The 17,226-nt window shown below is 64.1% G+C and carries 17 protein-coding genes; 8 read left to right on the forward strand and 9 right to left on the reverse strand.

All coding sequences use genetic code 11. The annotated features are described in order from the left end of the window. Positions 1 to 39 precede the first annotated feature (39 nt). Positions 40 to 2,142 carry a phenylacetic acid degradation bifunctional protein PaaZ gene (paaZ, locus tag ACSKT0_RS20075; protein ID WP_437771292.1) on the reverse strand — a complete coding sequence of 701 codons (2,103 nt, stop codon included), beginning with the start codon at positions 2,140 to 2,142 and terminating at the stop codon, positions 40 to 42. 134 nt (positions 2,143 to 2,276) lie between these two features. Then, a complete protein-coding gene (locus ACSKT0_RS20080) occupies positions 2,277 to 3,002 on the reverse strand; it encodes a tyrosine-protein phosphatase (RefSeq protein WP_437771293.1) in 726 nt (241 codons plus the stop codon). 198 nt (positions 3,003 to 3,200) lie between these two features. On the opposite strand from ACSKT0_RS20080, the gene ACSKT0_RS20085 reads away from it, so the two are divergent. The 6 genes from ACSKT0_RS20085 (at position 3,201) to ACSKT0_RS20110 (ending at position 9,459) form a co-directional block, all read left to right on the forward strand. After that, positions 3,201 to 4,214: a LacI family DNA-binding transcriptional regulator gene (locus tag ACSKT0_RS20085; protein ID WP_437771294.1), complete on the forward strand. Its 1,014-nt coding sequence runs from the start codon at positions 3,201 to 3,203 to the stop codon at positions 4,212 to 4,214. A 140-nt stretch (positions 4,215 to 4,354) separates the two neighbouring features. Continuing rightward, entirely contained in the window at positions 4,355 to 5,590 is a 1,236-nt protein-coding gene (locus tag ACSKT0_RS20090) for a sugar ABC transporter substrate-binding protein (RefSeq protein ID WP_437771295.1), read from the forward strand. A 10-nt stretch (positions 5,591 to 5,600) separates the two neighbouring features. Continuing rightward, a complete protein-coding gene (locus ACSKT0_RS20095) occupies positions 5,601 to 6,587 on the forward strand; it encodes a carbohydrate ABC transporter permease (RefSeq protein ID WP_437771296.1) in 987 nt (328 codons plus the stop codon). A 7-nt stretch (positions 6,588 to 6,594) separates the two neighbouring features. Beyond that, positions 6,595 to 7,515, forward strand: coding sequence for a carbohydrate ABC transporter permease (locus tag ACSKT0_RS20100; protein WP_437771297.1), 921 nt, complete (start codon positions 6,595 to 6,597; stop codon positions 7,513 to 7,515). Between the two features lie 46 nt (positions 7,516 to 7,561). Further along, positions 7,562 to 8,329, forward strand: a complete 768-nt coding sequence (locus tag ACSKT0_RS20105) for a ThuA domain-containing protein (protein WP_437771298.1) — start codon at positions 7,562 to 7,564, stop codon at positions 8,327 to 8,329. Next, positions 8,326 to 9,459 carry a Gfo/Idh/MocA family protein gene (locus ACSKT0_RS20110; RefSeq protein ID WP_437771299.1) on the forward strand — a complete coding sequence of 378 codons (1,134 nt, stop codon included), beginning with the start codon at positions 8,326 to 8,328 and terminating at the stop codon, positions 9,457 to 9,459. The genes ACSKT0_RS20105 and ACSKT0_RS20110 overlap by 4 nt, the downstream gene beginning before the upstream one ends. Before the next feature lie 109 nt (positions 9,460 to 9,568). On the opposite strand, the gene ACSKT0_RS20115 is transcribed toward ACSKT0_RS20110, so the two are convergent. Beyond that, positions 9,569 to 10,207, reverse strand: a complete 639-nt coding sequence (locus ACSKT0_RS20115) for a LysE family translocator (protein ID WP_437771300.1) — start codon at positions 10,205 to 10,207, stop codon at positions 9,569 to 9,571. A gap of 216 nt (positions 10,208 to 10,423) precedes the next feature. On the opposite strand from ACSKT0_RS20115, the gene ACSKT0_RS20120 reads away from it, so the two are divergent. After that, on the forward strand, positions 10,424 to 11,275 hold the full coding sequence (locus ACSKT0_RS20120) for an SGNH/GDSL hydrolase family protein (RefSeq protein ID WP_437771301.1): 852 nt from the start codon (positions 10,424 to 10,426) through the stop codon (positions 11,273 to 11,275). A gap of 51 nt (positions 11,276 to 11,326) precedes the next feature. Here ACSKT0_RS20120 and ACSKT0_RS20125 read toward each other — a convergent pair whose 3' ends face one another. Next, the gene (locus ACSKT0_RS20125; protein WP_437771302.1) at positions 11,327 to 11,920 is read right to left on the reverse strand and encodes a GNAT family N-acetyltransferase; all 594 of its coding nucleotides are present in this window, start codon (positions 11,918 to 11,920) and stop codon (positions 11,327 to 11,329) included. Between the two features lie 146 nt (positions 11,921 to 12,066). Here ACSKT0_RS20125 and ACSKT0_RS20130 point away from each other — a divergent pair, with 146 nt between their 5' ends. After that, complete coding sequence (locus tag ACSKT0_RS20130; RefSeq protein ID WP_437771303.1) at positions 12,067 to 13,011, forward strand: endonuclease domain-containing protein; 945 nt, start codon at positions 12,067 to 12,069, stop codon at positions 13,009 to 13,011. Positions 13,012 to 13,100: 89 nt separating this feature from the next. Here ACSKT0_RS20130 and ACSKT0_RS20135 read toward each other — a convergent pair whose 3' ends face one another. The 5 genes from ACSKT0_RS20135 to ACSKT0_RS20155 form a co-directional block, all read right to left on the reverse strand. Beyond that, positions 13,101 to 13,964, reverse strand: coding sequence for a 3-hydroxyacyl-CoA dehydrogenase family protein (locus tag ACSKT0_RS20135; protein ID WP_437771304.1), 864 nt, complete (start codon positions 13,962 to 13,964; stop codon positions 13,101 to 13,103). A gap of 2 nt (positions 13,965 to 13,966) precedes the next feature. Further along, on the reverse strand, positions 13,967 to 14,752 hold the full coding sequence (locus tag ACSKT0_RS20140; RefSeq protein ID WP_437771305.1) for an enoyl-CoA hydratase/isomerase family protein: 786 nt from the start codon (positions 14,750 to 14,752) through the stop codon (positions 13,967 to 13,969). After that, complete coding sequence (locus ACSKT0_RS20145; protein WP_437771306.1) at positions 14,752 to 15,975, reverse strand: thiolase family protein; 1,224 nt, start codon at positions 15,973 to 15,975, stop codon at positions 14,752 to 14,754. Before ACSKT0_RS20145 ends, ACSKT0_RS20140 begins: the two co-directional genes overlap by 1 nt. A 97-nt stretch (positions 15,976 to 16,072) precedes the next feature. Then, on the reverse strand, positions 16,073 to 16,732 hold the full coding sequence (locus ACSKT0_RS20150; RefSeq protein WP_437771307.1) for a pentapeptide repeat-containing protein: 660 nt from the start codon (positions 16,730 to 16,732) through the stop codon (positions 16,073 to 16,075). Then, the gene (locus tag ACSKT0_RS20155; RefSeq protein ID WP_437771308.1) at positions 16,732 to 17,190 is read right to left on the reverse strand and encodes an SRPBCC family protein; all 459 of its coding nucleotides are present in this window, start codon (positions 17,188 to 17,190) and stop codon (positions 16,732 to 16,734) included. The genes ACSKT0_RS20150 and ACSKT0_RS20155 overlap by 1 nt, the downstream gene beginning before the upstream one ends. Positions 17,191 to 17,226: the final 36 nt, after the last annotated feature.

A 17,226-nucleotide genomic window follows, 5' to 3' on the forward strand; every position in this document is an offset into this window, starting at 1 on the left:
GCGAGCGTCCGGCCAAACGAGCACATACGTGAGCGGGCGTTACTTCTCCACGAGGGTCAGGACATCGTAGGTGGCCACGATTTCGTCGTTCTGGTTGGTCAGCACGGCGTCCCAGGCTACTTCGCCGTATTCGTCGGTCTCGCGGGGCGTGATCTTTTTGGCGGTGAGCGTGACCCGGATCGAATCCCCTGCGGCCACGGGCGTGATGAAGCGCAGGTTCTCCAGGCCGTAGTTGGCGAGGACGGGGCCCGGTGCGGGTTCCACGAACAGTCCGGCGGCCCAGCTGAGCAGCAGGTACCCGTGCGCCACGATTCCGGGGAAGAACGGGTTGGCTTCGGCGGCTTCCTGGTTGGTGTGGGCGTAGAAGGTGTCGCCGGTGGAATTGGCGAAGGCCGTGATGTCGTCCAGGTTGACCTGCCGCAGTTCGGACCTCACGGCGTCGCCGATCCGCAGAGTAGCCAGCGACTTCCGGAACGGGTGGGTTCCTTCCGTCTCCACCGTGAAGTTGCGGTCCGCCCCTGTATGCCAGACGCCGGTCACGGCAGTGAGCATGTTGGGCGAGCCCTGGATGGCGGTGCGCTGCATGTGGTGCATGACTGAGCGGATACCACCGAGTTCCTCGCCACCGCCGGCGCGGCCCGGTCCCCCGTGGACCAAGTGCGGCACTGGCGAACCATGCCCGGTTGACGAGCGGGCGTCCTCGCGGTTGAGCATCAGGACACGTCCATGGTGCGCTGCGATTCCGGTCACCAATTCGCGGGCAACAGCAGGATCGTTGGTGCACACGGAGGCCACCAGGGAGCCGCCACCGCGGGCGGCGAGGCGGACGGCGTCGTCGAGGTCCGCATAGCCGATCACGGACGACACCGGACCGAAGGCCTCGAGCGAGTGGACTGCTTCCGAGTCCACGTCAGCCCAGCTCAGGACGACCGGCGACATGAACGCGCCGCCTTCTACGACACCCACGGTGCCGTCGAGCGAGGTGACCGACGGCGAATCGAGCGTCCCGTACGCAAGCTCGCCGCCGGCGTCGAGCATCGACTGCACTGCGGCGCGAACGTCGGCGAGCTGCTCGAGGGACGCGAGGGCGCCCATCGTGACGCCCTCAGCGCGGGGGTCGCCGACCACGACGCGCTCGTCCACGCGCGCGCCGATGGCGGAGACGACGTCGGACACCAGGGCCTGGGGCACGATGGTGCGGCGGATCGAGGTGCACTTCTGGCCGGCCTTGACCGTCATTTCGGTGACGACCGACTTGATGAAGGCGTCGAACTCGGGGGTGCCGGGCACCGCGTCGGGGCCGAGGATGGCTGCGTTGAGCGAGTCGGTTTCGGACGTGAACCGGACGCCGCCCTGGACCACGTTGACGTGGGACTTCAGCGAGTTGGCGGTGGAGGCAGAGCCGGTGAAGGCGAGAAGGTCGCGGTAGTCGAGGTGGTCCAGCAGGGTGCGGGCGGATCCCGAGATGAGCTGCAGCGAGCCTTCCGGCAGGATGCCCGACTCGACGATCGCCTTGACCACGACGGCGGCAACGTAACCGGTGGGGGTGGCGGGCTTGACGATGGTGGGGACGCCGGCGAGGAATGCAGGAGCGAACTTCTCGAGCATGCCCCACACGGGGAAGTTGAAGGCGTTGATCTGCGCCGCGACGCCCGGAATGCGGGTGTAGATGTGCTCGCCGGCGAAGGAGCCGTCCTTGGACAGGATTTCCATGGGACCGTCCACTACAACCTGCGAGTTCGGCAGTTCGCGGCGGCCCTTGGAACCGAAGGTGAAGAGCACGCCGATGCCGCCGTCGATGTCCACCATTGAGTCGATCTTGGTGGCGCCGGTCTTGAAGGAAGACGTGTAGAACTCTTCCCGGCGGCCGTTGAGGTACTGGGCCAGTTCCTTGAGCTTGAGGGCGCGCTGGTGGAAGGTGAGCTTGCCGAGCTCGCGCTGGCCCACCGTGCGGCCGTAGTTCACGACGCCGGCAAGGTCCAGTCCGTCGGTGTTGACCGTTGCAAGGATCTCGCCTGTACTGGCGTCGCGGACGGGCACGCCCGCGGAGGCGTCGGCGCTGGGGGTCCACCACTCGCCCTTGACGAAACTGGGCACGGTTTCAACGGTTGTGGCTTCCGGAGCGACTGCGGTACTGGTCATCGTCGACGGGTCCTTCCAAGGCACGGGCACGAAATGGATTGAACGGCCGAAAATTACTGACCGGCCGTTCGGTAATATCCCCAGAATACATGAGAGCCCCGATCTGCACACTAGATGCTTCTTGGGCACTGCTTCTACCGCGCCGGCGCGTTGAGTTTCTCGCGAACGGCGGCGACTTCAGCCTCGGAGACGCCGTTCGCTCCCAGGAAGGCAACCGTGTCCAAGGAATGCGCGAATTCCAACAGGCTCACGCTGCGTGATGCCAGCATCGCTTCAAGGGCATCTTCCTCAAGAAAGGGATCATGGGCGTGCGGGGCACGGTGGTGACGGTGGCGCTCGTTGATTCCACGCATTCCCTGCTGGTAACCCCGCACGATTTCCTCGTCGCTCGCTCCTGCCAGGTTCTGCAGCATCACGGCGATGATCCCGCTGCGGTCGCGCCCGGCCGCGCAGTGCACCACCACCCCGCCGGGTGCCGCGGCGATGGCTTTGAAAACCGCTGCAAGCCTGCCCGGGAAGAGCCGCAGATAGTCGGCGTAGTGGGCAGGGTCTTTCAGGTATGGCCCAAAGCGCTCGGTGAACTCTTTGTCCTCCGGGTCTTCGGTGGGGCAATGGACGATGTCGAATCGTGCGGTCGCCTCCGCTGAAACCTCGGGATCGACTTCCCTGGGCTGCTGCTCGCGAAGGGTCCGCAGATCGATAACGGTGCGGATGCCGGCGTCGTACATTTGCTGCCAACCAGCCTCGGTGAGCCATTCCCGTCGGCCCATCCGATACACGCCTCCGGCGATATGCCAGGCGTTCACCGCGCCGTCCCAATGGACGCCCCGCTGCTTGGCTGCGGTTGAGATCCCATCCATACCGGACAGCTAACCACACGACGAGATAGGTGAGCGAGGGTCCGCGGAAAGACGGTCATAGGTGAGCGACGGTTGGGTCTTGCGCGTCCAACGTGACTTATGTCATACTTTTTCTCGATACGCATCGACGATGCGTATCGACGAATACAGAACCACGCATCAGCCCAAGACCACTGACCCCGGCAAGGAGGCCTGGAAGTGCCCACGAGCAAGGATGTCGCACAGGCCGCCGGCGTAGCACAAAGCACGGTTTCCTATGTGCTCAGCGGCAAGCGGCCCATTTCCGAGAAGACCCGGAAAAAGGTCGAGGCCGCCATTGACCAGTTGACGTACCAGCCGAATGCGGGCGCCAGAGCTTTGGCAAGCCGCAAAACCCGGGTCATCGGCTTGGTCATTCCGTTCATCCCGGAGCTGGAAATGGGATCGATCATGGAATTCGTCTCGGTCATTTCCAGCACGGCCCGGCAATACGACCACGACATTCTCTTGGTCACCGACGATGAAGGCGCCGCCGGACTGCGCCGCGTGGTCGGTCAGCAGATCTGCGACGGCCTGATCCTCATGCAGGTTGAGGACGAGGACGAGCGCCTCCCCGTGGCCCGCAGCCTGAACGTCCCTGTGGTGCTGATCGGCATCCCCCGAGATCCGTCGGGCCTGGTCTGCATCGACGCCGACTTCGAAATGGCCGGTGAGCATTGCGTCCGGGATCTCGCGGCCGCCGGCCACTCCGTAATTTCCGTCCTTGACTGGCAGCCCGCAGTGATGGACCGGCATGTGAACTACGTCGACCGGTTCCTGCACGGCACGGATGTCGCGGCCAAAGCCCTCGGCGTAACCGTGCTCCATCTTCCCGGCGGGACCGACCGCGCCACCATCTCCAAATCGGTGGACTCGGCCCTCGCCAGCACCACCGGCAAGCCAGCCTTCATCGCCCCCGACCGCACCATCCAGGACATTCTGCGCCGCATCTTAGGCAGCCGTGGCCTGACCCTGGGGTTGGACGTTTCCGTCATCGGAAGCGCCACCCCCCTCCTTGCCGAGCTCCAACCCATACCGCTTTCCACCATCGATCTGCAGCCCGCAGAAGTATCCCGACGCGCAGTCAAAATCATGTGCCAACTCCTCGAAGCCGACTCCCACGGACCACACGAATCCTTGGAGTTGGTGCCCACGGTCATCACGCACCGTTCGAGCACGCTCCGTCCCCAGTGAATCGCCACCCCTGATTCGCCGCGCCAACTCTTTTTGTTCCAGCTCCTTATCCTGTCGTTTCAGCATCGTCGATACGCATCGATGATTCGATTCCGCAAACAATCGCACCATCCCCTTCCCCACCAACAAAGGAATAGACAATGAAGTCAGTTATCAGGACACGCCGCCCGCTCGCCCTGGCCGTGGCAGCTCTCGTCGGCCTCCCGCTCGCCATCTCGGGCTGCGGTACCACTGCGTCCGCCTCCTCCACGGATGCCGTGAAGGAAATCTCCGTGATGGACTACTACAACAACGAGCCGGACAAGTCCTTCATCGGCGACGCCCTGACCGCCTGCGGCACCAAGGCCGGCGTAACGATCAAACGCGAAACCGTGCCGGGCAAGTCGTTGATCTCCAAGGTGCTCCAGCAGTCCTCTTCCAAGACCCTGCCGGATGTGCTCATGCTCGACAATCCGGACCTGCAGCAAATTGCGGCTACCGGAGCGCTGGCTCCTTTGTCCGATTTCAACATCAGCACCGCCGATTTCGCGCCCGGCGTGCTCAGCGCAGGCACGTACAAGGACAAGGTGTACGGGCTCGCCCCCACCGTGAACACGATCGCGCTCTTCTACAACAAGGACATCCTGGCCAAGGCCGGAGTCACCCCGCCCACCACCTGGGACGAGCTGAAGGCTGCGGCCACCAAGCTCACCTCGGGCGAGCAGTATGGCCTGGCCTTCAATGCCAACCCCACCTATGAGGGCACATGGCAGTTCCTTCCTGTCATGTGGTCCAACGGTGGCGACGAGAAGAACATCGACACCCCCGAGACCGCCCAGGCCCTCCAGCTCTGGACCGACCTCGTCAAGGACGGATCCGTGTCGTCCTCCGCGCTGAACTGGACGCAAGCAGACGTCAAGGACCAGTTCATGGCAGGCAAGGCAGCCATGATGGTCAATGGCCCCTGGCAGATCCCGGCGCTCGACAAGAAGACCACGCTGCAGTACGGCGTCGTGAAGATTCCGGTCCGTGACGCCAGCCAGACAGCCGTTGCCCCACTTGGTGGCGAAGTGTGGACCGTTCCGCAGACAGGTAACAAGGCCCACCAGGCCAAGGCCGCGGAAGTAGTGGCCTGCATGAACAGCGACGAAAACCAGCTGGCCATGGCCAAGGTGCGCAACACCATCCCGTCCAAGACCTCGCTGGCCGCGAAGTTCGCCACCGACAACCCGAAGCTCGCCACTTTCACCGATCTCATCAAAACCGCCCGGGCCCGCACCGGCGAACTGGGAGAAGGATGGCCTGCACAAGCGACCAAGATCTACACCGCCATCCAGACCGCGCTGACAGGGAAGGCCTCCCCGGCCGACGCCCTCAAGCAAGCCCAAGGCCAGTAAGCAGCTGGACATGTCCCTCACAACTGATTTGTCGCAGGCCAAGTCGCACGCCAAACCTGGATCGGACAGCACCCTGGCCCGGGAAGCAAGCCCGTCACCCCGCAGGCGCGGCCGCAAACGCCGCGAGCGCCTCTTCCAATGGCTGTTCCTGGTTCCTGCCGTGACCTACATGGCGATGTTCTTCGGCTACCCGGTGGTCAAAAACATCGTGATGAGCTTCCAGGACTACACCACAGCCACGTTCTTCACGGGCGAGGCCCCCTGGGTGGGGTTGGCGAACTACGCGAAGGTGCTGTCGTCGTCGTTGTTTTCAACGTCTTTGGTGAACACCGCCCTGTTCACCCTGGGATCCATCCTGGGCCAGTTCGTGATCGGCCTGGCGCTGGCGATCTTCTTCCAGCGCAAGTTCCCGCTCAACGGAATCCTGCGTTCGCTGCTCCTGCTCCCTTGGTTGCTGCCGCTCATCGTGTCCAGCGCCGTATGGCGATGGATCCTGGACAAAGACAGCGGAGCCTTGAACCGGTTCCTCGGCGAATTGCACATCGTGAACACAGGCGTTCCATGGCTCACCAGCACCTCGCTGGCGCTGATCGCCGTGGTGGGAGTGAACATCTGGATCGGCATCCCGTTCAATCTGACCATCCTCTATGGCGGCCTCCAGGAAATCCCGGATGAGCTCTACGAGGCCGGTTCCTTGGATGGCGCCACCGGTTGGAAGGCGTTCCGGCACATCACGTGGCCGATGCTGCGTCCCGTGGTGAGCGTGGTCCTGGTGCTCGGCGTCGTCTACACCCTCAAGGTGCTGGACATCATCCTGGGCCTGACCAACGGCGGCCCCGCGAATTCGACCCAGACCATCGCCACCCAGTCCTACGATCTGTCCTTCCACGAGTTCAAATTCGGCGAGGGAGCCGCGCTGGGCAACGTCTTGGTGGTCATTTCCCTGGTCTTCGCGGTCCTGTACTTGCGTGCCAGCCGGCGGTCCGTCGATGAGTGAGGAAACCATGACGACGACGAAAATCACCACCCGCCGTTCGGCTCCGGCGAGCGCGCGCAAAGCGAGCGCCCGCAAAGCGGGTGTCCGCAAAGGCACCGGACCCGTGCGCGCCGCTAACGGCCCCGGGCGCAAACAGTGGGGCTACACCGTCCTGGCCATCTTCTTCCTGGCGATCATGCTGTTCCCCGTCTACTGGATGATCAACGCTTCGCTGCAGCCCAACGGCACCACGTTGGAAACCTCGTGGCTGCCGCTCAAGCCGGACTTCACGGGCTACGCCACGGCCATCAGTGAGCAGGGCGGGAACCTGGCCACCAGCCTGGTGATCTCGCTCGGCAGCGTGGTACTCAGCCTCGCCATCGCGGCGCCGGCGGCCTATGCCTTGGCCTATTTCAAGGTCAAGGGCGCCGGCGTGGTCCTCTTCGCGATCCTGATCAGCCAGATGATCCCGGGGATCGTGGTGGCCAACGCGCTGTACACGGCCTACAACGATCTCGGCCTGCTCAACTCGATCCCGGGCCTGATCCTGGCGGATTCCGCCCATGGCATTCCGTTCGCGATCCTCATCATCAGGGCGTTCATGAACGGCATGCCGGCGTCGGTCATCGAGGCGGCACGGGTGGACGGCGCCGGGCATTTGCGGGCCTTTTGGTCCATCGTGGTGCCGTTGAGCAGGAACTCGCTCATCACCGCGGGGCTCTTCACCTTCCTGTTCACCTGGAGCGACTTCCTTTTCGCCCTGACCCTGACCACCACCGAGGCTGTGCGGCCCGTGACCCTGGGAATCTTCCAGTACATCGGCGCCTACGTGAACGACTGGAGCTCGGTCATGGCCACGGCGGTGCTCGCCTCCATTCCCGCCATCATCCTGCTGGTCGCGGCGCAGAAGTACATCGCAGCCGGTACGACCGGCGGCGCGGTCAAGTAGCAGGACCCCTAACCGCTCAAGCAAATTCATCACCTAGGAGAGACCCATGTCTGAACCGATCCGCGTCACCGTCTGGAGCGAAAACCGGCACGAAAAGCGCGACGAACTGGTGGCCCGCCTCTACCCCGAGGGCATGCACGGAGCCGTGAAGGCCGGTATCGAGGAGAACCTCGGCGCCAAGGCCAGCGTCCGCACCGCCACCCTGGACGAGCCCGAGCACGGGCTCACCGAGGAAGTCCTTGCCAACACGGACGTACTCACGTGGTGGGGGCACATGTCCCACGGTGATGTCGACGACGAGATCGTCGAGCGCGTGCACCGCCACGTCCTGTCCGGGATGGGCTTGATCGTGCTGCACTCCGGGCACTGGTCCAAGATCTTCACCAAGCTCATGGGCACCTCGTGCACGTTGCGCTGGCGCAGTGAGCAGGACCGCGAACTGGTCTGGACCGTGGACCCCACCCACCCCATCGCGAAGGGCGTGCCTCACCCCATCGTGATCGATCAGCAGGAGATGTACGGCGAATTCTTCGACATCCCAACCCCCGAGGAGCTCGTGTTCATCAGTTCCTTCAGCGGCGGCGAAGTCTTCCGCTCCGGATGCACCTTCCGCCGCGGCCACGGCAAGATCTTCTTCTTCAGCCCAGGCGACCAGGACTACCCGGTCTACCACCACAAGGATGTCCGCCGAGTCATCTCCAACGCCGTCGAATGGGCAGTCACCGAGCGGCCCGAGCGGGCCTACCCCGAACTGCTGCGCTATGAGACCAACGACTTCTTCAACGGCAAGAGCTACCAGGGGGCCAACGCATGAGTACCCCTTTCGCCACCATTCCCGACGACGGCACTCCCCTTCGCGTCGTCGTCGTCGGCGCCGGGGGCATGGGCCGTGCGTGGCTTAGGACCGTGCAGGAGTCGCCGCTCGTGGAGCTCGCTGGCATCGTCGACCTGGACCTGGACGCCGCCCGCGCCGGCGCGGCGGCTATCAGGATTCCCGATCTGCCGGTGGGCACCGGGACCGCGCAGTTGGCGGCCGACGTCGGCGCCCAAGCGGTCATCAACGTCACCGTTCCGGTAGCTCACCATCCGGTGACCTCCGAGGCGCTGGCGGCGGGGCTCCCGGTGCTCGGCGAGAAGCCCGTGGCTTCCACCGTGGTCCAAGGGCTGTCGCTGGCCGCGGCGTCGGAGCTTGCTGGCCAGTTGTTCATGGTCAGCCAGTCGCGCCGGTACAACAGGCATCTTTTCGAGGCCAAACGGCTCGCCTCGGAGCTCGGCAGCGTGGGCATTGTCTCGGCCGAGTTCTTCAAGGCGCCGCATTTCGGCGGATTCCGGGATGCCATGGACCACCCGCTGCTGCTGGACATGGCCATCCATCAGTTCGACATGGCCCGGTTCCTGCTCGACGCGGATCCTGTCTCGGTGTTCTGCGAGGAATACAACCCGTCCTGGAGCTGGTATCGCGGCGATGCGGGGGCCACCGCCATCTTCGAAATGGCCGGCGGGGAACGCTTCGTGTTCACTGGAAGCTGGTGCAGCCCGGGCCAGGAGACTTCCTGGAACGCGGCATGGCGGATCAGCGGCGAACGCGGCACCATCCTGTGGGACGGCGACAGCGAACCTGTGTCCTCGTTTCTCGCTGATTCGGGCTCAGGCGGCGAGGACCCAGGCCACGAGATCGCCGGTTCGCTGCGTGACTTCGTGGTGGCCCTGCGCACCGGGAGCACTCCCATGGGCCAGGTCCACCAGAACATCATGAGCCTGGCGATGGTGGAAGCGGCCATGCTCAGCGCCTCCACCGGCACTCGCGTTTCCGTTGATGCGCTGCTTGAAGAATCCTACGCACAGGCCGTCCTGACTGAACGCGACCCGGACGTGCTCGAGGTCCTCAAGTCTTGGACCTCGGTCCGCGGAGCGCTTACTCTTCCTGCCCACCAACCCAACTAGTCCCGCCGTAGCCCACCCAACTGACTCGCATTTGTTGTCGTTTTGAGCCCTCATAACGACAACAAATGCGAGTCAGTTGGGGGTGCCGCGCTGGGGGCCAGGCAACCCGTTAGCTGGAGGCCATGGATTTCGTCAGGATTGTCCCGCCGACGCCGATCAGGACAGTCCCGGATCCGCCGGTGATGATCCGCTTCACGCGGGGACGGGCCAGAGCCGAGGAGATTCTCTTGAGCGCATGAACCAGCAGGACGTACCAAACCAGCGCAGTGAGGAGGAAGATGCCCGCCATCAACGCGTGCTGGCCCAGAGGGGGAAGCGGTGCAAGATTGAATTGAGGGAAAAGGGACAGATAGAAGACTGCGACCTTGGGGTTGAGCAGATTGCTCACCATTCCCTGCAGGAATGGCGAATTCCCTCGGAATCCAAACCCGGGTTCCGGTGCTGCCGTAGCTTGAGTGCGGGGGCGGCCGAAAGCCTCCAGCAGGGCGCGGGCTCCCAGATAGAGCAAGTACACCGCACCGGCGATTCTGATGGCGTTGCCAAGGACTTCCGACGCACCTAGGAGCGCCGTGACGCCGAGCACTGCGAGAAGGGCAAGGATCGTGTTGCCGACCATGATTCCGATCGCTGTCGTAGCCGCTGATCCGGGTCCGCGCGGTGCGTTTTTCAGCACAAGCGCAAAATCAGGGCCGGGAACGAGGACCACGACGACGCAGGTCAGCGCAAACGCCATCAGTTGTTCGACCATCAGGACTACTTCCGGGGGAATGGATCTTCGGCACTTGCTGCCTTCAAGAGTGTAGCCGCGCATGGCAGGGCTGCTACACCTACACCGAATGGAAAAACCAGGCCTCTTTTCGTAGTCATGGGCACGCAGCTCGCGTAGTCTGGCCGCAAGACTGCCGGGCTGGGGTAGCCCGCGCCGCCAAGCGGCACTGCAGATCGACACGAGGGGATATCAATCATGCAAGCAGCTAATTCGCGACGCCGGTATGGCCGCCTGGTGGGCGCCGTCGCCGTCGTCGGACTCCTGGCAGCACTCGGAACGGGACCGGCCCAGGCGAATCCGACCACAGCGAAACCGGCCGATGTCTATGTGGCCTTGGGCGATTCCTATGCCGCCGGCACGGGCGGCAGCAGCCCGGCTCCGGGCTCGTTGCCGGGCTGCCATCAGAGCTTGGACAGTTACGCCGCCCTTTTGGGCGGGCTGAATCTGGGCTGCTTCGGCGCCACGTCGATTGCCGTCAAGGCAGGCCTGGACAATCTGTCCCCCGCCGACCCTGTTGCGATCGCACTGGGGTCCGCTACCGAAGTCTCGGTGACTGTTGGCGGCAACGACGTCGGCACGGGAGCCGTGGCGGTGGCGTGCACCAGTGCCGATGCCCTGGCCTGCGCATCGGCCGTGCAGAATGTGGCGAACGCCCTGCCGGCGCTGCCCGGAAACATCGTGGCCATGGTCCAGTCCATCCGGCAAAAGGCACCCCACGCCGACATTGTGCTGACCGGCTACCCGCGCTTGTTCACCGTCGGCCCAACAATGCCTCCCGCGCAGAAACAGTTGGCCACCACCCTGAACGGAATGGCTGACCAATTGAATGCGACCATCGCCGGCGCCGCCTCCACAGCAGGTGTGGGCTACGTAAGTGTGACGGAACGGTTCACCGGGCACGGCATCGGTTCCAACAATCCGTGGATCCACTACACCCAGCCATCGCCCCTGGATCCGCCAGAGGTCGCGTTGGACAACTTCCACCCCAACGACGCCGGCTACTCCCAGGGCTACCGCACTGCTGTCAACAGCGCGCTCAAGAAGTAGCTGGCCCCAGGCGCGAACGCGCGGCGCCGTGTGCCCGTTCGGCGCTCGCGCTCAGGGCCGCTTCGCGAGCCTGAACTCGAGACCGGTGCGGACAGCGGGCCACTCGTGTTCGAGGATCGAGAACACCACGGTGTCGCGGAGCACTCCGTCCGAAGTCCGCGAGTGGTTCCGAAGCACGCCGTCCTGCTTGGCGCCCAGACGGGCGATGGCCTCCCGGGACTGGTGGTTGAGCCAGTGTGTGCGGAATTCGACGGCAGGGCAGCCAAGGGTCTCGAAAGCATGGCGCAGGAGCAGCAGCTTGGAGTCCGGGTTGCTCCCGCTGCTGTGTGCCGAGGCGGCGTTCCACGTAGAGCCGATCTCGACGCGCGGGGTGGCGGCGTCGATGTTCATGTAGGTGGTCATGCCGATCAACTTGCCGTTCGCCTTCAACCGGGTCACGAACGGCAACATGGATCCTTGCTCCTGCAGCCCGAGCCGGCGGTCGATCTCAGCGGCCATGCCCTCCGGCGTCGGGACCGAGGTGTACCAGAGTTTCCATAACTCGCCGTCTTTAGCGGCATCCACCAAGCCGTCGTGGTGTTCGGGGCTGAGTGGTTCCAAGGTTACGAAGCGACCGTCCAGGGTCACGGGTGCAATGAGAGTCACCAAGCCAGCCTAACCGACCCAACTAGCTCGCATTTGTTGTCGTTTTGGCGGCTGAAAACGACAACAACTGCGAGTTAGTTGGGGTTCCGGGACGGCTGCCTGTGGATAACTCAAAATGGCGTTCCAGGATTTGCAACGATAGGGCGATGAAGACCCCGCAACCCTTGCCTGCGCTGCTGGCATGCGCCCCGTTCACCTTTCAAGAAGCGGTCGACGCCGGCGTGAGCCTCCGGCGGTTGCGGCACCGATCGCTGCCCGCGCCGAGCCGGGGCATCCGGATTCCGGACCAGGCCTTAGCCCAAGGACAAACAAAGGAGGTCAGTTTCGTCCGGCCCTTCACGGCGGTGACCGAGTTCTCGGCTGCGTCGCACGCCACGGCTTTCGCCCTGTGGTCATTCCCTGGTTTCCTCCCCGGTAGCGATGATCCGCGCATCCACATCTCACGTCCGGACACCGTGGCCATTCCTCGACGAACCGGAGTGGTAGGGCACGTGGGGCAGTTCTTCGACGACGAAATCACCAGTCTTGACGGTCTTCTGGTCACCACGCGCACCCGGACCTGGCTCGATGTGTCCAGGAAGATGAGCGTAGATGAACTGACCGTTGTGGTTGACCACCTGTTGCGGAACCCTCGGCCGGAGTTTGAAGGCCGGACAGAGCCGTACGCAACTTTGGAACAATTGGCCGACATGCTGGACCGGCACAAAGGCACTCCGGGGATCCGGAAGGCACGTTTGGCTCTCGAGCAGGCACGGATCGGCTCGGACTCGGCCCCCGAAACGCGGCTCCGGCTGGCCCTTGAAAACGGCGGACTGCCGGAACCCCAACTGAACGTAGCCACTGAGCTAGGTTCCGGCGTCGAACGTCAACCGGATCTCGCCTATCCGGAACACCGTGTGGCGGTCGAATACGACGGCGAGCCGCATTCCGAGCCGGCCCAGATAGTCCGGGACATCGCGCGCGAAGAGGATTTCTCCCGTGCGGGCTGGCACTTGGTGAGGATCTCCAAACGCCACATGGCAAACGATGCACGGTCCGCCGTCGCGAAAGTCCGTGCCGTGCTTTTGGACCGAGGTTGGACGCCCAAGTAACAGTTGGGCCCCCAAGTAGCTCGCAGTTGTTGTCGTTATGAGGCCTGAAAACGACAACAACTGCGAGCTAGTTGGGTGGCCCGGAAAAGCTAGTCAGTCCAGTCGAAGAAACCCTTGCCGGTCTTGCGTCCCAGTTCGCCGCGGGCGACCTTGTCGCGCAGGATCTGAGGCGGGGCGAAGCGCTCCCCCAGCGTCGAGTGCAGGTACTCGGCGATGCCCAGCCGCACGTCCAGGCCCACAATGTCCGTGGTCTTGAGCGGTCCCGTGGGGTGCTTGTAGCCGAGCACCATGGCCGCGTCGATGTCCTCTGCGGAAGCTACGCCTTCTTCCACCATGCGCATCGCCTCAAGTGCGATCGCAACGCCCAGCCGCGACGAGGCAAAGCCAGGCGCATCGTTGACGACGACGGCGGTCTTGCCGAGTGCCTCGGTCCAGCTTTTCGCCGTTGCGGCGAGCTCCGACGAAGTCTCCTTCGCCAGGACCACCTCGATGAGCGTTGAAGCCGGGACAGGGTTGAAGAAGTGCAGGCCCACGAAATTGGCAGGCCTCCGAAGCTGCGACGCGAGGCCAGTCACGGAGAGCGACGAGGTGTTGGAGGCCAGGAAGGCGTCAGCAGAAAGGTGCTCCTCCACCGCTTTGAGGGCCGCAATCTTGAGTTCGTAATCTTCGGGCACGGCTTCGACCACGAGTCCGCAATGGACGAAAGAGTCGTAGTCGGTGGAGGTGCTGAACCGGGACAAGGCCTCTTCGGCGGTCTCCGTCAGTGTGCCTCGGGCAGCGGACTTGGCCACAGCCTCAGCAACGCGACCCTGCGCGCCGGCGGCGGACTCGTGATCGCGCTCGACGACAATCACGGTGGCGCCCTTGATCAAAAAGGCGTGGGCGATGCCGGCGCCCATACGGCCACCGCCGAGGACACCGACAACATGCGGGATGGCTGGCGTTGCTGTCATTTTCAGGTCCTGTCCGGGTTGTCGCTGGATTGCTTGGCGCTCTTCTTGTCCAGGAACGCCTTCATGCGGTCGAACTTGGCTTGCGATTCGAAAAGCATGCCTTGGGCCAGGGTGTCGATCACGGGGTGTGCCTCGGCCGGAGCGTGAAACACGGACTTGGTGATCCGCACGGCCAGGGGATCCTGCCGGCCGATCCGGTCAGCAAGGTTGTGGGCCGCTTCCATCAGCACGGGAGCTTCGTGGATCTGGGTGATCAGATTGATGCGAAGGGCTTCCTCGGCGCGGAGGACTGCCCCGGCAAGGAGGATTTCCTTGGCGATCGGCTCCCCCACGAGTTCCTTGAGGCGCCACGTGGCACCGGCTGCGGCCATGATGCCCAGTCCGGTTTCCGGGTTGCCGATGCGCAGGCTGGGCGTGCCGATGCGGAAGTCCGCTGCATAAGCGAGTTCGGCCCCTCCGCCCAGGCAATAGCCGTCCAGCGCCGCGATGACGGGCATGGGCAGCTTTGCGATCCGCACGAAAATGGTGGAGTTGATGCCGCGCAAGGCGTCGTCGCGGCGGCGTTCCCTCAACTGGCCGATATCAGCACCTGACGCAAAGACGCCTTCGACGCCGGCAATGATCAGGATCTTCGGCTCGCGTTCAAGGTAATCGCACACCTGATGGAGTTCGTCCACCATCTGCTGGTCGATCGCGTTGCGGACCTCGGGCCGATTCAGGAGCACGGTGACGCGGTCTTCACGTTCCTCGATGAGCAGGGTTCCGAATTCCTCGGGGTTCAACGCCATTACATACCTTCCAGGAGAATGGCGGCGCCCTGCCCGACGCCGATGCACATCGTCGCGAGGCCGATCTTACGGTCGGCGCTGCCCAGCTCGCGTTCCATGCGACCCAGCAAGGTGATGGCGATACGCGAGCCGCTGGAACCGAGCGGGTGCCCCAGGGAGATGGCACCGCCGTCGAGGTTCACGATCTCAGGATCCAGGCCCAGACGCCGCATGCTCGCGAGCGATTGCGTCGCGAAGGCCTCATTGAGTTCGACGGCGCCAAGGTCGCCGACCGTGAGTCCGGAACGGGCCAGGATCTTCTGGGAGGCCGGAACCGGGCCGATACCCATGATTTCGGGTTCACAGCCGGCCGAGCCGCCGTCGATAATCCGGGCCCGCGGGGTGAGGCCGAACTTTTCGATGGCAGCCTCGGACGCAACGATGATGGCGGACGCGCCGTCGTTGAGCGAGGAAGAGTTGCCCGCCGTGACAACCGAGCCACCGGCGACCACCGGACGGAGCCGGGCGAGGACCTCCAGGGTGGTTCCTTCGCGCGGGCCTTCGTCGGTGTCCACCACGGTTTCGCCCTTGCGGGTCTTCACAGTGACCGGCACGATCTCTTCCTTGAAGCGACCGCCGGCGATGGCGGCAAGCGCGCGTTCGTGCGAGCGGACGGCGAAGGCATCGGCGTCCTCGCGGGAGATGCCGTCCACCCGGGCCACTTCCTCGGCAGTTTCCGGCATGGAATACGTCATCTTCCCGCCGCGGGACAGCTCGCCCTTGCTGAAGAGGGGGTTGGCGAAGCGCCAGCCGATGGACGTGTCGAAGATCTGGCCAGGCTTGGCGAAGGCCGTGGTGGGCTTCTCTTGCACCCAGGGGGCCCGGCTCATCGATTCGACGCCGCCGGCCACCACGATGTCCGCCGCGCCGGCCTTGATCATGTGGCTGGCCATGATGATGGCGCTCATCCCCGAGGCGCACAGGCGGTTGACCGTGATGCCCGGGATGTGGAGGGGCAGTCCCGCGAGAAGGGTGGCCATGCGGGCGACATTGCGGTTTTCCTCGCCGGCGCCGTTGGCGTTGCCCAGGATGACCTCGTCGATCGCGTCGGGGTCGACGCCGGCACGGGCCACCGCTTCGCGGACCACGAGGGCTGCCAGGTCATCCGGCCGGACCGCGGAAAGCGCGCCGCCATAACGGCCTACAGGGGTGCGGGCACCGCCAACAAGAAAAGCCTCGACCATGAGAACATCCTTCGCGAAGGGAGCGGGGCCGGCGAATAATTTACCGACCGTTCGTTCTATAAAGATTACACGGCGCTGCGCCGCGGTCAACCTTCACTCAGATCACCCGGATACCCAGGTGTCCCGCCAAAAGGGGTGCCAGCAGGCTGAGCTGATAATCATCGATGACCACGCCGGACAGTCCACCAAGTCCGTTGATCATCCGGAAGTCCGAGCCACGCAGGTCCACGTCCTTGAGCTTGGCCCCGCTGACGTCCAGTGTCCCGATGGTGCAATCCTTGAGCACCACCCGGGTCGCGGTACAAGCCCCGAGGTCGAGCTCGTTGATGATGCAGCCCGTGATCACCACGTCCGTGAGCTTGGATCCACGCAGGTTCAGGAAGTCCAGCTTGCCGCCGTCGATCTTTACTGAGTGCCAGGCGCCCTCGTACATCTCCGCTGAACCCCAGCGCGGGTTGCTGATCTCCACTTCCCGCCACGAGCTGCGCACAGCGGTAAACACCGGCGCGTAGGGCTCATTCAGGATGCAATCCCGGAAGGTCGCGCCGCGCAGCTGTGCTTCGTTGAAGGAGACTCCGTTGAATTCACACTCGATGAAGTCCGCTCCGCTCAGCTCTGCTCCGTCAGCAACGGCACGGGTGAGGCGGACGCCGTCGTACCGTTCCCCGCGCTGGAAGTCAGGGGCGGGATCGTCGCGGAGTTCGTCAAGCCTGATCGGGGAAATGCGGGGCGCCGTCACTTTGGCGACCGCCGCCATCAGAGGGCCTCCGCTTTCGCCGCGATCTCGGCGAGATCCTTCGCGAGCGCTTTCCGCGTGACACTCATCCCGAGCTTTCCGAACGCAGCCATCATGAGTTTGCTGAAGAAAGTCGGCTTGAGGACCTCGGCACCGAAGAACAACACCAGTTCGGTCCCGCCGTCGCGCTCTTCGAGGGTGAAGCGCGTTGTGTAGTCCGCACCGCCCTGCCGCGCTTTGACCGTGGTGGCGCGCGGCGGATCGCTCTGGGAAACGTTCATTTCGACGGTTTCCTCCCTGCCCATCATGGCGCGGGTTTCCTTCCACCGCGTGCCCTCTCCGTAGGGTCCCTCGCTGAGCATCTGAATGGCTTTGACGCCCGAGAGCGTCTTGGCCGAGCCCGGAATATCGCTGATGACGGCCCAGACTTTCTCCCGGGAGGCGTTGATGTGCTGGCTGAGAGTGGTGCTGTGGTCCATGCATCGAGCCTAACCGCGACCGCTGACAAAAACAGC

It is taken from the genome of Arthrobacter sp. KNU40 (genome assembly GCF_051515115.1).
GTDB lineage: Bacteria > Actinomycetota > Actinomycetes > Actinomycetales > Micrococcaceae > Arthrobacter.

Coding starts and splice junctions, on each gene's coding strand:
- ACSKT0_RS20105 (WP_437771298.1), top strand. CDS start 7,562: ATGTCTGAACCGATCCGCGTCACCGTCTGGAGCGAAAACCGGCACGAA.
- ACSKT0_RS20115 (WP_437771300.1), bottom strand. CDS start 10,207: ATGGTCGAACAACTGATGGCGTTTGCGCTGACCTGCGTCGTCGTGGTC.
- ACSKT0_RS20150 (WP_437771307.1), bottom strand. CDS start 16,732: ATGGCGGCGGTCGCCAAAGTGACGGCGCCCCGCATTTCCCCGATCAGG.
- ACSKT0_RS20110 (WP_437771299.1), top strand. CDS start 8,326: ATGAGTACCCCTTTCGCCACCATTCCCGACGACGGCACTCCCCTTCGC.
- ACSKT0_RS20100 (WP_437771297.1), top strand. CDS start 6,595: ATGACGACGACGAAAATCACCACCCGCCGTTCGGCTCCGGCGAGCGCG.
- ACSKT0_RS20135 (WP_437771304.1), bottom strand. CDS start 13,964: ATGACAGCAACGCCAGCCATCCCGCATGTTGTCGGTGTCCTCGGCGGT.
- ACSKT0_RS20145 (WP_437771306.1), bottom strand. CDS start 15,975: ATGGTCGAGGCTTTTCTTGTTGGCGGTGCCCGCACCCCTGTAGGCCGT.
- ACSKT0_RS20140 (WP_437771305.1), bottom strand. CDS start 14,752: ATGGCGTTGAACCCCGAGGAATTCGGAACCCTGCTCATCGAGGAACGT.
- paaZ (WP_437771292.1), bottom strand. CDS start 2,142: ATGACCAGTACCGCAGTCGCTCCGGAAGCCACAACCGTTGAAACCGTG.
- ACSKT0_RS20120 (WP_437771301.1), top strand. CDS start 10,424: ATGCAAGCAGCTAATTCGCGACGCCGGTATGGCCGCCTGGTGGGCGCC.
- ACSKT0_RS20090 (WP_437771295.1), top strand. CDS start 4,355: ATGAAGTCAGTTATCAGGACACGCCGCCCGCTCGCCCTGGCCGTGGCA.
- ACSKT0_RS20155 (WP_437771308.1), bottom strand. CDS start 17,190: ATGGACCACAGCACCACTCTCAGCCAGCACATCAACGCCTCCCGGGAG.
- ACSKT0_RS20095 (WP_437771296.1), top strand. CDS start 5,601: ATGTCCCTCACAACTGATTTGTCGCAGGCCAAGTCGCACGCCAAACCT.
- ACSKT0_RS20130 (WP_437771303.1), top strand. CDS start 12,067: ATGAAGACCCCGCAACCCTTGCCTGCGCTGCTGGCATGCGCCCCGTTC.
- ACSKT0_RS20080 (WP_437771293.1), bottom strand. CDS start 3,002: ATGGATGGGATCTCAACCGCAGCCAAGCAGCGGGGCGTCCATTGGGAC.